Origin of the sequence: Stenotrophomonas sp. 278 (genome assembly GCF_003935715.1) — a bacterium.
GTDB classification, from domain to species: Bacteria; Pseudomonadota; Gammaproteobacteria; order Xanthomonadales; family Xanthomonadaceae; genus Stenotrophomonas; species Stenotrophomonas maltophilia_AH.
The window spans coordinates 1-13,895 of sequence record NZ_RHPP01000115.1 but is presented as its reverse complement, the minus strand read 5'-3'; the positions used below and the strand labels follow the sequence as shown (position 1 = coordinate 13,895).

Here is a 13,895-nt window from a genome sequence, read left to right as displayed (position 1 = left end):
GGTGTGGGCGCTGCCGCTGGCGCTGCTCGGCGTGTTCTGGGTGCTGCTGCCGGGTGCGGCCGGCGCGCGGCTGCCTGCGCTGCTGCTGTGCCTGCCACTGCTGTGGCCGGCCACGGCGACGACCGCGGAGGGGGAGGTGGAGCTGCTGGTGATCGACGTCGGGCAGGGGCTTTCGGTCTGGATCCGCACGCAGCGCCATGCGCTGCTGTATGACGCCGGGCCGGCCTCGGTGGGCGGCTTCGACGCAGGCGAGCGCGTCGTGCTGCCCACCCTGCATGCGCTTGGGCAGATGCGGCTGGACCGGATCGTGCTGAGCCACGCCGACCTCGACCACGTGGGCGGCCTGCCTGCCGTGCGCCGGGCCTACGATGACGCAGCGGTGCAGGCTCCGCCGGGCGCGCTGGCGGGGGTCGAACCCTGCTACGCCGGGCAGGCATGGCGCTGGGACGGCGTCGACTTCGAGGTGCTGCACCCCGCACCTGCCACGCCCTATGCGGGCAACGCCAGCAGCTGTGTGCTGCGGATCGGCACCGGGCACGGGGCGGTGCTGCTGGCCGGCGACATCGGCCATCGCGAAGAAGCGGCGTTGTTGCGCAGCGGGGCGGACCGGCTCCGCGCGGACGTGTTGGTGGTCCCACACCATGGCAGCGCAGGCTCGTCGAGCGCGGCCTGGGTCGAGTCCGTGTCGCCGCGCCTGGCACTGGTCTCGGCCGGGCACGGCAACCGCTTCCGGCATCCTCGCCCGGAGGTGGTGGCGCGCTGGCAGGCTGTCGGGGCGGAAGTGCTCAACACCGCCGACAGCGGGGCGGTGCGCATCTGGCTGGGGCCGCAGGGGCTGCAGGTACGCGAACAACGGATTTTCGAGCGGCGTTGGTGGGATGCCGCGGAGCGGGCGCGGTCGGCTGCTATTCTATCGGCCAGCAAACAGGCGGCCAGTGGGCCGGAGGGTTGAAACGTGTGGGAACTGGTCAAGGCCGGTGGCTGGCCGATGGTGCCGCTGCTGCTGTTGGGCGTACTGGCTTTGGCGATCGTCCTGGAGCGTTTCTGGACCTTGCGGCGTAACGAGGTGCTGCCCCCGGGGCTGGGCCAGGAGGTCCGCAACTGGGCCGCGCGTGGCAAGCTCGACCCCAGCCACATCCAGTCGCTGCGGGCCAACTCGCCGCTGGGCGCACTGCTGGCGGCGGCGCTGGAAGCCCGCAACCGTCCGCGCGACCAGATCCGCGAGCGCATCGAAGACGCCGGGCGGCATCTGGTGCATCGCATGGAGCGGTTCCTGAACGCGCTGGGCACCATCGCCTCGGCCGGTCCGCTGCTGGGCCTGCTGGGCACGGTGGTCGGCATGATCCAGATGTTCCTGGGCATCCTCGACCACGGCGTGGGCGACGTGAACCAGCTGGCCGGCGGCATCGGCAAGGCGCTGGTGTGCACCGCCACCGGCATGATCGTGGCCATTCCCGCGCTGATGTTCCATCGCTACTTCAAGGGCCGCATCAACGGCTACGTGATCGAAATGGAAATGGAGGCCTCCGCGCTGCTGGATGCGCTGGATGGCCGTCCGGGCGTGATGAACACTGCCGCGCGTGCGCCGGCGGCCACCACGCCTGCTGCCCCTGCCACGGCCAAGGGCTGACGGATGCGCATCCGCAACGACCGGGTCCAGGACGAACCGCACATCGATCTGGTGCCGCTGATCGACGTCATCCTGGTGCTGATCATCTTCTTCGTGGTCACCACCACGTTCGACGCACGTTCCACCCTGCAGGTGCAGCTGCCCACCGCCAGCCAGCAGGACAACAGTGAGCCGCCGCGCGCGCTGAGCGTGCTGGTGAATGCCGAAGGCCGTTACTTCATCAACGACCAGGAAGTGCTGCGCACCGACGTGGAGGCGGTCAAGCAGACCATCGCCGCCGTGGCCGGCGACGACCGCGAGCAGACCGTGCTGCTGCGCGCCGACGCGCGCACCCCGTACCAGGCCGTGGTCACCGCCCAGGATGCCCTGGGCCAGCTCGGCTTCCGCCGCATCGCCATCGCTACCGCGCCGGAGGTGCGTACTCCATGAGCAACAAACAACACGCGCCGGTCTGGCCGATCTACAAACGCCTGCTCGGCTACACCAAGGCCTACTGGGTGTTCATGGTGGCCGCGGTGATCGCCATGGTGGTCGAAGCACTGGCCGGCTATCACTTCACCAAGCTGATGGATCCGCTGGTCAACCGGGGTTTCGTCAATCCCGAACCGCGCATGGCGGTGATCCTGCCGCTGACCATCCTGGGCCTGTTCCTGATGCGCAGCGTGGCGACCCTGGTCAGCGACTACGCGCTGGCCCGCACCGGCCGCAGCGTGGTCCGCGACCTGCGCGAGCAGGTGCTGGAAAAGTACCTGCACCTGCCGTCCTCGCACTTCGACACCGAAGCCACGCCGGTGATGGTCAGCCGCCTCAACTACGACACCGAGCAGGTCACCCAGGCCAGCGCCGATGCGCTCAAGACTCTGGTGGCCGACACCCTGACCATCATCGCCATGCTGGTGGTGATGCTGCAGATGAGCGTCAAGGTGACCGTGGCGATGCTGGTGGTGGTGCCGCTGATCGGCGTCATTGTTTCGGTCGTGGGCAAGCGTTACCGTCGCATCAGCCGTGGCATCCAGGACGGCATGGGCAACATGGCGCAGACCGCCGAGCAGTCGCTGGCCGCGCAGCAGGAAGTAAAGGTGCACGGCACGCAGGCGCACGAGATCTCGCGCTATGCGCGCCTGGCCAACCGCATGCTCGGTCTGAACATGAAGGTGGAAACCACCCGCGCGTTCGCTTCCAGCACCGTGCAGTTCCTGGCCGCGCTGGCGCTGGCCGTCATCGTGTGGGTGTCCACCCGCGAGGCATTGGCCGGTCGTCTCAACGCGGGCCAGTTCATGGGCCTGATGACCTCGATGATGGCCATCATTCCGTCGCTGCGCCGCCTGACCAGCGTGCAGACCTCGATCTCGCGCGGCGTGGCCGCGGCAGAGCGCCTGTTCGGCATCCTCGACATGCCGGTGGAACGCGACGAGGGCACGAAGAAGATCGGCCGCGCGCGCGGTGAGCTGGCGTTCGAGCACGTCATGCTGCGCTATCGCGAGGACACCGGCGTGGCCCTGGATGACATCAGCTTCGTCGCCAAGCCCGGCACCGTCACCGCGATTGTCGGTCGCTCCGGCAGCGGCAAGACCAGCCTGATCCGGCTGGTGCCACGCTTCTACGAACCCAGTGGCGGGCGCATCACCCTCGATGGCGTCGCGTTGGACGATTACCCGCTGGCCGACCTGCGCCGGCAGGTGGCCATGGTGGGCCAGAAGGTCATGCTGTTCGACGACACCGTCGGGGCCAACATCGCCTATGGCATGGACGCGACCGACGAACAGATCCGCGCGGCGGCCGAGGCGGCCAACGCCTGGGAGTTCATCGAACGCATGCCGCAGCAGCTGCAGACCCCGGTCGGCGAAAACGGCGCGCTGCTGTCCGGCGGCCAGCGCCAGCGCCTGGCGATCGCGCGCGCCATCCTGCGCGACGCCCCGGTGTTGATCCTGGATGAGGCCACCGCTGCGCTGGACAACGAATCCGAGCGTCTGGTGCAGGATGCCCTGCAGCGGCTGATGCCCGAGCGCACCACCCTGGTGATCGCGCACCGTCTGTCCACCATCGAACACGCCGACCAGGTGCTGGTGATGGATCACGGCCGCATCGTCGAAAGCGGTACCCACGCCGAGCTGCTGGCCATGGGCGGCCTGTACGAACACCTGCACAACATGCAGTTCCGCGAAAGGCAGTCCTGATGGCCGGCAAGGGCACCCAGACGCCGTCGTTCTGGTACGACGGCAGCCGCATCCCGTTGGGGGTGCGCCTGATCGCACCGCTGTTCGGTGCGGTGGTCGCGCTGCGTCGTCGCCTGTACCGCGGGCGCTGGCTGAAGCAGCGCGCGCTGCCGGTTCCGGTGCTGGTGGTCGGCAATGTCACCGCCGGTGGCACCGGCAAGACCCCGCTGACCATCGCGCTGGTCAACCGCCTGCGCGAAGCCGGCTGGAAACCCGGTGTGGCCAGCCGTGGCTACGGACGCGAACAGGCCGAGGTGGCGCGCTGGGTCGAGGCGACCACCCCGACCACGCTGGGCGGCGACGAACCGGTGCTGATCGCCTTCAAGACCGGCGTGCCGGTACGGGTCGACGCTGACCGCGTCGCCGCTGGTCGCGCACTCATCGAAGCAGGCTGCGACATCATTGTCTGCGACGACGGGTTGCAGCATTACCGGCTGGCCCGCGACATTGAAATCGAAGTCGTGGACGCGCAACGCCGCTACGGCAACGGCCGGCTGATGCCGGCTGGTCCCCTGCGCGAGCCCGCCAGCCGTGCACAGGAATGCGACTTCCGGGTGGTCAACCTGGGCCAGGCCAGTGCCGACCCGGCTGCGGCCAGCGCCTGCGGCTTCGGCGAGTGGGCGATGCAGCTGCACATCAACACCGCGTTGCCGCTCAGTGGCGGGCGCGCACGCGCGCTGTCGCACTTCCGCGGCCAGCGTGTGCATGCGGTGGCCGGCATTGCCCATCCGCAGCGCTTTTTCGACATGCTGCGCGCCGAGGGCATCGGCGTGGTGCCGCACGCGTTTGCCGACCACCATGCGTACCAGCCGGCCGATCTGCGTTTCGGCAGCGAGCTCCCCGTCCTGATGACCGAGAAGGACGCCGTGAAGTGCAAGCCGTTTGCCAATGAATGGCATTTTGCCGTACCGCTGTCGGCCGAGCTGCCGGCGGCGTTCTGGGTCAGTCTGCTGGATCGCGTGGACAAGCTCGGCAAGCGCTGAGCGCCCGCGCGGTTCTTCCTGCTTCACCGCCTTTCGAGAATGCGCATGAGCCAGTCCGTCGATTTCGTTGTTGCCATTCCGGCCCGCTATGCCGCCTCGCGTCTGCCGGGCAAGCCGCTGCGCCTGATCGGCGGTACGCCGCTGGTGCTGCGCGTGGCCGAACGTGCGCTGCTGGCTGGCGCGCGCGAGGTGTGGGTGGCCACCGATGACACCCGTATTGCCGACGCCCTGGCCGGGCTGGAGGGCGTGCGCGTGGCGATGACCGCCAGCGGGCACGCGTCCGGCACCGACCGTCTGGCCGAGTGCGCGCAGCAGGCCGGCTGGAGCGACGACACCCTGGTGGTCAACCTGCAGGGCGACGAACCCTTCGCGCCCGCCGAGGGTATCCGTGCGGTGGCCGAGGCGCTGGTGTACAGCGGCGCGCACATGGCCACCCTGGCCACGCCGGTGGAGGACGCCCAGACCCTGTTCGACCCGAACGTGGTCAAGGTGGTGCGCCAGCAGAATCTGGACGCGCTGTACTTCAGCCGCGCGCCCATTCCGTGGCACCGCGATGCCTTCGCGCAGTCGCGCGACAGCCTGTCAGGGTCGCACTGGCTGCGCCATATCGGCATCTACGCCTATCGGGCCGGCTTCCTGCGCCAGTTCGCCGTGCTGCCACCCGGAACGCTGGAGCAGCTGGAGTCGCTGGAGCAGCTGCGTGTGCTTGAAGCGGGTTATCGGCTGAGTGTGGCGTTGTCGCCTGCCGCCTTCCCGCCCGGCATCGACACCCCCGAGGACCTGGAGCGGGCTGAAGCCTGGCTGGCCGCGCAGGGCTGACCGGCGGCGCGTCCACTCCGACCGACCGTCCACATTTTGACGTTGGCACGACGGTTGCATGACGCCGAGTCCGGCATAATCACCGCATGAACGTACAGCCTGTCCAGGACCTGCCGGAATTCGCCACGTGGCTCAACGCCGCGCCTGCCACCCTGACCGAGATGCGTGGACGCCCGGTCGTGCTCGCCTTCGTCAACGCCGCCTCGGTCTGGTGCGCGCAGCGACTGGCCGAGCTGGAGCAATGGCGATCACGCAATCCCGGGCGGTTGCAGCTGCTGGTGCTGCAGGTGCCGCGCTTCGACCATGAACGCGCGCCCGAGCCGGCCTTGAAGCTGCTGCGCCGGCAGGGGCTCACCGCGCCGGCGCTGCTGGATGCCGACTGGGATGGCTGGCGTCGCTTCAACGTGACCGCCTGGCCGACCCTGGTGCTGCTGGATGCGCAGGGCCGGGAGGTGGAGCGGCTGGTCGGTTTCGGTGACGAGCTGGAACGCGCGCTCAATGCCCTGTGCCAGGGCGGCCGCGCACTGGACGGCGATGCATCGACCCGCGAACTGCAGCCCGAGCCGCGCCTGCCGCTGCGCTTCCCCATGGGCCTGGTCGCCACCACCGAGCGCCTCTACATCGCCGACAGCGGCCACCACCGCATTCTTGAGTGCAGCCACGGCGGGCGCGTGCTGCGCCAGTTCGGGCTGGGCACCGCCGACATGATGGACGGCGGCCCTGGCGAGGCGGCTTTCAACCGTCCGCAGGGGCTCGCGCTGGAGCGCGAGTGGCTGTACGTGGCCGACACCGGCAACCACGCACTGCGCCGCATCCACCTGCTCACCGGGCAGGTCGACACCCTGTGCGGCAACGGCCGCCCTGGGGAACCCGCCGAAGGCCCGGTCAACGACCCGCGCCAGGCCGCGCTCAACCATCCGCAGGGACTGGTCGTGGCCGACAACCAGGTACACATCGCCATGGCCGGCGACAACCGCATCTGGAGCTATCACCTGGGCCAGCGCACCCTGAAATGGCGTGCCGGCTCCGGGGCCATCGACGAACGCGACGGCAGCGGTCACCTTGCCGCCTTTGCGCAGCCGGCCGCCGTGGCCGCGGTGCAGCAGGTGCTGTACGTCTGCGACGCCCTGGGTTCGTCGATCCGCTCGATGCAGCTGCGCGGTGACCTGGTGCAGACCCTGGTCGGTCACGGCCTGTGGTCGTTCGGCGACCAGGACGGCCCGCGCAGCACCGCCCAGCTGCAGTACCCGCAGGCGATCGCACTCAGCCCCGACGCGCCGCTGCTGTGGATCGCCGATGCCGGCAACGGTCGCCTGCGCACCCTGCGCCTGGGTGGCGGCGATCTGAACACCCTGGAGCTGCCGCGCCGCCTGCACGGACCGGCCGGGCTCGCGCTGGGCGGCGGTGCGGTGTGGATTGCTGAAACCGATGCCCACGCCGTGCTGCGCTTTGACCCGGTCAGCGGCGTACTGAGCGACGTGCCGATCAGCGAATGACCCTGCCCAGCGCCCCCGCCTTTGATGGCAAGGCATTCGCGGCCCACCTGAGTACCGCGCCCGGCGTCTACCGGATGTACGCCGCCGACGACACCCTGCTGTACGTCGGCAAGGCGCGTGCGCTGCGCAACCGGGTCGGCAGCTACTTCAACGGCGTGCCCAAGACCGCGCGCATCATGTCGATGCTGTCGCAGGTCGCGCGCATGGACGTGACCGTCACCCGCTCGGAAGCCGAAGCGCTGCTGCTGGAAAACCAGCTGATCAAGTCGCTGTCGCCGCGCTACAACGTGTCGCTGCGCGACGACAAGACCTACCCGCATGTGCTACTGACCCGCGAGGAGTGGCCGCGCATCGCGCTGCACCGTGGGCCGCGCGCGGTGCCGGGGCGCTACTTCGGTCCGTATCCGGGCGTGACCGCCGTGCGCGAGACGCTGAACCTCATGCACAAGCTGTTCAAGCTGCGCAGCTGCGAGGACAGCGTGTTCCGCAACCGCTCGCGGCCGTGCCTGCAGTACCAGATCGGCCGCTGCAGCGCGCCCTGCGTGGAACTGGTGGCCGCTGATGACTACAGCGAATCGGTACGCCGCGCCTCGCTGTTCCTGGAAGGCAAGAGCGACCAGCTCACGCGTGAGCTGGGCACGCAGATGCAGGCCGCCAGCGAAGCGCTGGAATTCGAACAGGCTGCACGCCTGCGTGACCTGATCACCTCGCTGCGCAGCATGCACACGCGCCAGTACGTGGATGGTCGCGCCGCCGACCTGGATGTGCTGGCTTGCGCGACCCAGGGGGCCAGCGCCTGCGTGATGCTGCTGTCGTTCCGTGACGGCCGCAACCTGGGCACGCGGCCGTTCTTCCCGCGCACCAATGGCGAGGAAAGCGCCGAGGAAGTGCTGGGCGCGTTTGTCTCGCAGTACTACGCCGAACAGACCCCGCCGCGCGAAATCCTGCTCGACCGCGAAATTCCCGATGCCAGTCTGATCGAGTCGGCACTGGCCGCGTCGGCCGAGTACAAAGTGCAGCTGAAGTGGAACGTGCGTGGCGAGCGCGCCGGCTATGTGGAACTGGCCAGCCGCAACGCGCAGATCACCCTGGTCAGCGAGCTGACCAGCCGCAGTGCCCAGCATGCGCGCAGCGAGGACCTCCGCCAGATGCTGGACCTGGCCGAGCCGGTCAAGCGGGTGGAATGCTTCGACATCAGCCACACCATGGGCGAGGCCACCGTCGCCTCGTGCGTGGTGTTCGATGCCAGCGGCCCGGTGCGCAGCCAGTACCGGCGCTTCAACATCAGCGGGATCGAGCCGGGCGATGACTACGCGGCCATGCGCCAGGCGATTGATCGCCGGTTCCGGCGCGCGGTGGAAGAGCAGGGCGTCTTACCGGACCTGCTGCTGATCGACGGCGGGGCAGGGCAGCTGGGCCAGGCCCAGGCCGCGCTGGCGGACCTGGGCGTGGAAGGGGTGATGCTGGTCGGCGTGGCCAAGGGCGTGGAGCGCCGTGCCGGGCACGAAGCGCTGGTGTTGCCGGACGGCCGTGAGCTGCGCCCCGGCGCGGCGTCGCCGGCCCTCCAGTTCATCCAGCAGGTGCGCGACGAGGCCCACCGGTTCGCCATCACCGGCCATCGGGGTCGCCGCCAGAAGGCGCGCATGACCAGCAAACTCGAAGACATTCCCGGCATCGGACCACGCCGGCGTGCCAGCCTGCTCAAGCATTTTGGCGGCCTGGTCGGACTCAAGGCCGCAGGGGAAGCGGAAATCGCCAAGGTGGAGGGCATCAATGACGCCCTGGCCGCCCGCATCTACGCTAACCTTCATGGACTGCCCACGCCTTCCGCTACGGGCGAGTAGAGAGAACTGATGACGTTGACCCTCCCCACCTGGCTGACGCTGCTGCGGATCGTGATGATCCCGGTGCTGGTGCTGGTGTTCTATCTCCCCTACACGTGGACCAATTTTGCGTCTGCGGCGATCTTCGGCCTGGCCGCGTTGACCGACTGGCTGGATGGCTGGATCGCCCGCCGTTACAACCTGGCCTCGGCCTTCGGTGCGTTCCTCGACCCGGTCGCCGACAAACTGATGGTGGCGGTGGCGCTGTTCCTGATCGTGCAGGGTCACCCCACGCCGTGGATGGCGTTCTGGGCAGCGGTGATCGTCGGCCGTGAAATCGCGGTGTCGGCGCTGCGCGAATGGATGGCTGAACTCGGCCAGCGCGCCAAGGTGCGCGTGGCGCTGATCGGCAAGATCAAGACCACCGCGCAGATGGTCGCGTTGCTGTGCCTGTTGTATTCGGTCGCACCGAACACGCCGGTCAGTGACATCTGGATGGGTGAACCCGTGTTCCACATTGGCGACTGGACGCTCGCCATCGCCGCCGTGCTCACGCTGTGGTCGGGCCTGCAGTACCTGCACGCCGCCTGGCCGAGCCTGCGTGAGGATGAACGTGCCGCGCGTGCGAACGCGAAAGCAAAAAAGAAGGCGTAAGGGCTGTTGACAGCCATGCATTTGGCTGTAGAATTTCGCCTCCCAAGCGGGAATAGCTCAGTTGGTAGAGCGCAACCTTGCCAAGGTTGAGGTCGCGAGTTCGAGTCTCGTTTCCCGCTCCAGATACAGAAAAAAGCGACCTCCGGGTCGCTTTTTTCGTGCTGCTGGGTGTCCCTACGACGCGCGAAACTCTGAGTGGGCCGAGAAGGCACTTGCCGTCAGTTCAATATCGGCACTGCCTCATGGCGTCCCTTCTGTATCGGCAGGCGATGAGGACATTCGCGCTGCAACCCGCTTGCTCGCAGCGCGAGGGCGGCACGTCGGGACCAAGGCTAGGTCTTGCAGCTTGCGGCCGACCTTGTCGTCGGCAGCCAAGGTCTGTAGGTCCTTCTCGAGCCCGAGTACAGCCAGTACCCGAACGTAGGAACCCAGCGTGGCACCCGGATCACCAGCTTCCACCTTGTACAGCGTGGATCGCGAAATGCCGGCGCGTTGCGCGACGACGGCATTGCTCAGTTTGCGTCGAAGTCGGGCAAGGCGCAGTCGCTCTCCCAGCGCGGAGAGAAGGCGCTGTTCTTGAGGAAAAATCACGGGTGGCTTGCTGGGCATTTGCCCATGATGAGCAATACACGGCGTATGTGTCCATAATGGCGGAATATTTCAGTGGAAACGGTGCGGCTGAGTCCACGGCAGCCTCGCTACTTGTCCGCTCGCACAAGGAACTTCATTCTCGCTTCACCGTCGCCACATCGGCGGCCCGCGCGCGTCGGCCACCCTGCATGTCCCTTATGCAGTGGCAACACGCTCATGAATGCTTCTTCCGCTTACGACTGGGACCTGGTGGTCGTCGGTGCCAGCTTCGCCGGTGCCGCCTGTGCGCTGGCAGCTGCACAATACGGCCTGCGCGTGTGCGTGCTGGAACGCAAAGCCGATCCAGGCGCGCGACTGCACACCACTGGGATCCTGGTGAAGGAGGCGCTGGAGCAGACCTGGCTGCAGCATGCGCCGGCCGCGCTGTTGCAGCGCGTGGAGCAGGTACGCATGTACGCACCCAACCTGCGCAATGTGCTGCTGGCGGCACCCGGGTACTACTTCATGACCACCGACACGCCGAACCTGATGCGCTGGCTGGCCGATGAGCTGCGCCGGCACGGCGTCGACCTGCGCCTGCAGCAGCCGTTCACCGAAGCACACCGCCAGGGCGACGGCTGGCACGTGGCCGGGGTAGGGCGGACCCGATACCTGGTGGGGGCCGACGGAGCCGGCTCACGGGTCGCGCAGCGCACCAGCCTGGGCCAGGTGCAGGATTTCCTGTTCGGGGTGGAGCAGGAGTTCGCCGGCGCGCGGCTGCCGCAGGGTGGGGCGCTGCATTGTTTCGCCAGCCGACGCTTCGCCCCGGGCTACATCGGCTGGGCCGCGCAGAACCCGACCGGCGTGCAGGTGGGCCTGGCCATCCGCCACGACCCCGCCCAGGTCCGTCGCCCCGATATCGAGGGCTTCGTACGCCACGTGCGCAGCGTGATCGGGCTGCCGGACGGGCAGGGGTCGGACGCCAACCGGGCCGGATTGATTCCGTGTGGCCCCTTGCAGGGGCCGCTGGCCGCCCCGGGCGTGATCCTGACCGGCGACGCGGCCGGGGTGGTGTCGCCGCTGTCGGCAGGAGGCATTCACGCGGGCTGGCGGCACGGCTGGACGGTCGGGGACGCGGTGGGCCTGCATCTGCGGGGCAGCGGGCCGGCCCCGGAGGCGCTGGCAGCCCGTGCCGTGCCAACGTTCAGGCGCAAGCGGCTGATGCGCTGGGCCATGGACCACCTGCAGCAGGACTGGCCGTTGGACCTGATGCTGGGGGCGGGGATGGTGCGGCGGGCGGCCGAGCAGATCTACTTTCATCGGCGCGGGCTGCGTATGGACCGCTGAATACTGTCATCAAAGATGTTGACGACGTGAAGGAATCCCGACACAATAGCGCTCCTTCGACGACACGTCGTTGGGCAGCAAGTCTGCGGGAATAGCTCAGTTGGTAGAGCGCAACCTTGCCAAGGTTGAGGTCGCGAGTTCGAGTCTCGTTTCCCGCTCCAGATTTCGACAAGGCCCCTGAGGGGCCTTGTTTTTCTCCGCGGTGGCACGCGGGCATCGGCACCCCGGCAAGGGCGCTGGATGTGAAATAAAGTGTAAAAAGGCTGGTGTGTTTACGGTGGTTTCGGTAACATACGCGCCTGATTTTGCGGGAATAGCTCAGTTGGTAGAGCGCAACCTTGCCAAGGTTGAGGTCGCGAGTTCGAGTCTCGTTTCCCGCTCCAGAATCTGACAGCACCCCGGTCACGGGGTGTTGTTTTATAGAGTCACCGGCCTGGTGGCAGAGTGGTCATGCATCGGATTGCAAATCCGCGTACGCCGGTTCGATTCCGACCCAGGCCTCCATATCAAACCCCCTGATCCGTCAGGGGGTTTTTTATTGCCTGATGTTCCGTGGGAGCTTCGCGGAATCCGTAGAGCCGGGCTTGCCCGGCTGTTCTACGCGGATGGTGCGGCCTCACGCGCGGACCCGGTAGCGTCGGTCGACAGACGACGGCCCTGAAACACCCAACATCCGATAACGCATGACCTCAAATCGAAACCGCCGTTGATCAGCGCCAACAGCAGCCGGGCAAGCCCGGCTCTACGAAATCTTCCACACCAGATCGAGCCCAGCTTCATCCCGCACCGCATAAACACGTTCGTACTGGAAAGAAAGCACAAACCGATGACGATGCTGCTCAGCGAAAAGCTCGATCAGCGCATAGATGTCCGTAAGACTGTCCAGCATGTAAGCAGCCCTGAAGTGGAAGGTCATCGTCAGTCCGACCTCCCACTCCACGTGCACGTGCCGGGTACGCACCGGCACGGAAACGGGATGGACCTTCAGGCCGAACCCGCATTTTGATCCGGGCAGCAGCCCGCCGCGTATGAACCGGTTGCGATCAATGGTCGCTTCCAGAGTGCGCAGCGTCTGTGCAACGTTGTCCAACGTCACGCCGGACTCTATTTCCAGCACCATCACCAAGCTCATACCTGAATCCCCTGCTGCCTGGGCGACAGCCCGTCCTGCTGGACGGGCTGCGCTCGAATCAAAAATCCGGGCCGTACCGTAGGCATGGCGACCCATCCTTGCGTTCCTACCAACGCACGCGCGGGCGGATCAGGTCGACATCCTCCTCCCACGCGCAGCACGCCATCTCCATGTCGTGCTTGCACTGCAGGTCCTGCCAGTAGGTCTTCGGTTCGCCGAAGTAGCGACCCAGCCGCATCGACAACTCCGCGGTGATGCTGCTGCGGCCGCCAATGATCGACTCCAGCCGCCCGCGTTTGATCCGGATGGAATCAGCCAGCCGGCGGATCGAAATGCCCATGGGGCCGAGGTAGTCATCCATGAGCACGCGCCCCGGATGGATTTTCGGTGAGGGATGAAACAGCGGTGCAGGCGATACCGCTCCGCTTTCAGGCACGCCTGGCGGGCGCAACGGGTTTGTAGGGTCAACAGCACCTGCACAGCAACACTGCTCGCACATGGGATCCTCCCAGAACTGGGTAACGAATGAGTTCAACGAAGTGGCAACGCCGCGCGCAGCAATGACGCGACGGCATGCCGATCAGATGGCCGGGGCAGCGCCCGGCGTTATACGTCTTGAGTGCGCGCGCGAAGGGGCAGCGCTAATCGGCTGCAGGCGCGCGGAAGACATAAGCGAAGGCCTCGAGTGGGCAGCTCGAAGCGATGGATGAAGGCCCAGAACGTGTACATCTCAGACTCCCGGGAAAGGCCTTTCCCCCTATGGGAAAGGCGTCGGGAGGTTAGAAAACCGCTAACGGCGAAGCGGAGCAAGCTTATTTCCCCTGATCGGGGTGTTGTATTCGCTGCCCTCCCGACTTGGAACATCCAAGCATCGCCGTAATGGAGTTTTCTAATCTCCGGGGCCTACACTGCCGGATGGGCAGACGGATGAAAAGAGGCTGTTTTCATGCATTCCGCGCGATTCAGATGGGTCCCCTCCATCGTTGACGCGTATGGCACGAAAAACGGCTTTTTGGCGCGGATTCCGCGCCAGAATGGTCAAGCAGGGGCGACATTCTGGCGTGACATGTGCGCCACGATTTCTCACGGACACTGTTTCCATGTGTCGTTCGTAGCTTGTTGCGCGCTACACGCGGTCACGCTCGGTCTGAACCTGTCCCCTGAAATCGGACGCCAAGAAGTACGGGGTCAGGAAGCGGCTTTCAATTGCTTTGCGTAGTCGTTT

Annotated in this window: 13 protein-coding genes and 4 tRNA genes; 14 read left to right on the top strand and 3 right to left on the bottom strand. The window is 66.9% G+C overall.

All coding sequences use genetic code 11. The annotated features are described in order from the left end of the window. From EGJ34_RS16540 to EGJ34_RS16495, 10 genes are all read left to right on the top strand, one after another. A partial coding sequence (locus EGJ34_RS16540; protein WP_260477030.1) for a DNA internalization-related competence protein ComEC/Rec2 occupies positions 1-952 on the top strand: 952 nt, incomplete at its 5' end. A gap of 3 nt (positions 953-955) precedes the next feature. Continuing rightward, positions 956-1,630: a MotA/TolQ/ExbB proton channel family protein gene (locus EGJ34_RS16535; RefSeq protein WP_125361590.1), complete on the top strand. Its 675-nt coding sequence runs from the start codon at positions 956-958 to the stop codon at positions 1,628-1,630. Positions 1,631-1,633: 3 nt separating this feature from the next. Further along, positions 1,634-2,059, top strand: coding sequence for a biopolymer transporter ExbD (locus EGJ34_RS16530; protein WP_125361589.1), 426 nt, complete (start codon positions 1,634-1,636; stop codon positions 2,057-2,059). Further along, entirely contained in the window at positions 2,056-3,807 is a 1,752-nt protein-coding gene (gene msbA, locus EGJ34_RS16525; protein ID WP_125361588.1) for a lipid A export permease/ATP-binding protein MsbA, read from the top strand. Before EGJ34_RS16530 ends, msbA begins: the two co-directional genes overlap by 4 nt. After that, on the top strand, positions 3,807-4,829 hold the full coding sequence (lpxK, locus tag EGJ34_RS16520; protein WP_125361587.1) for a tetraacyldisaccharide 4'-kinase: 1,023 nt from the start codon (positions 3,807-3,809) through the stop codon (positions 4,827-4,829). Before msbA ends, lpxK begins: the two co-directional genes overlap by 1 nt. A 45-nt stretch (positions 4,830-4,874) precedes the next feature. Beyond that, a complete protein-coding gene (gene kdsB, locus EGJ34_RS16515) occupies positions 4,875-5,648 on the top strand; it encodes a 3-deoxy-manno-octulosonate cytidylyltransferase (protein WP_125361586.1) in 774 nt (257 codons plus the stop codon). Positions 5,649-5,734: 86 nt separating this feature from the next. Then, the gene (locus tag EGJ34_RS16510; RefSeq protein WP_125361585.1) at positions 5,735-7,144 is read left to right on the top strand and encodes a hypothetical protein; all 1,410 of its coding nucleotides are present in this window, start codon (positions 5,735-5,737) and stop codon (positions 7,142-7,144) included. Further along, positions 7,141-8,988 carry an excinuclease ABC subunit UvrC gene (gene uvrC, locus EGJ34_RS16505; RefSeq protein WP_125361584.1) on the top strand — a complete coding sequence of 616 codons (1,848 nt, stop codon included), beginning with the start codon at positions 7,141-7,143 and terminating at the stop codon, positions 8,986-8,988. Before EGJ34_RS16510 ends, uvrC begins: the two co-directional genes overlap by 4 nt. 9 nt (positions 8,989-8,997) lie before the next feature. Continuing rightward, positions 8,998-9,621, top strand: coding sequence for a CDP-diacylglycerol--glycerol-3-phosphate 3-phosphatidyltransferase (gene pgsA / locus EGJ34_RS16500; RefSeq protein WP_125361583.1), 624 nt, complete (start codon positions 8,998-9,000; stop codon positions 9,619-9,621). A gap of 46 nt (positions 9,622-9,667) precedes the next feature. Next, a tRNA-Gly gene (locus tag EGJ34_RS16495) sits at positions 9,668-9,743 on the top strand. Positions 9,744-9,861: 118 nt separating this feature from the next. Here EGJ34_RS16495 and EGJ34_RS16490 read toward each other — a convergent pair. Then, on the bottom strand, positions 9,862-10,230 hold the full coding sequence (locus EGJ34_RS16490; protein ID WP_125361582.1) for a helix-turn-helix transcriptional regulator: 369 nt from the start codon (positions 10,228-10,230) through the stop codon (positions 9,862-9,864). A 198-nt stretch (positions 10,231-10,428) separates the two neighbouring features. Here EGJ34_RS16490 and EGJ34_RS16485 point away from each other — a divergent pair, with 198 nt between their 5' ends. The 4 genes from EGJ34_RS16485 to EGJ34_RS16470 all read left to right on the top strand — a co-directional run bounded on the left by EGJ34_RS16485 (position 10,429) and on the right by EGJ34_RS16470 (position 12,042). Further along, positions 10,429-11,538: an NAD(P)/FAD-dependent oxidoreductase gene (locus EGJ34_RS16485; protein WP_125361581.1), complete on the top strand. Its 1,110-nt coding sequence runs from the start codon at positions 10,429-10,431 to the stop codon at positions 11,536-11,538. Between the two features lie 85 nt (positions 11,539-11,623). After that, positions 11,624-11,699 (top strand) — tRNA-Gly (locus tag EGJ34_RS16480). Between the two features lie 146 nt (positions 11,700-11,845). Next, positions 11,846-11,921, top strand: a tRNA-Gly gene (locus EGJ34_RS16475). Between the two features lie 47 nt (positions 11,922-11,968). After that, a tRNA-Cys gene (locus EGJ34_RS16470) sits at positions 11,969-12,042 on the top strand. A gap of 238 nt (positions 12,043-12,280) precedes the next feature. Here EGJ34_RS16470 and EGJ34_RS16465 read toward each other — a convergent pair. Both EGJ34_RS16465 and EGJ34_RS22755 read right to left on the bottom strand, forming a co-directional pair. Beyond that, the gene (locus EGJ34_RS16465) at positions 12,281-12,766 is read right to left on the bottom strand and encodes a hypothetical protein (protein ID WP_125361580.1); all 486 of its coding nucleotides are present in this window, start codon (positions 12,764-12,766) and stop codon (positions 12,281-12,283) included. Positions 12,767-12,776: 10 nt separating this feature from the next. Continuing rightward, entirely contained in the window at positions 12,777-13,169 is a 393-nt protein-coding gene (locus EGJ34_RS22755) for a HigA family addiction module antitoxin (protein WP_260477031.1), read from the bottom strand. Between the last annotated feature and the right edge of the window lie 726 nt (positions 13,170-13,895).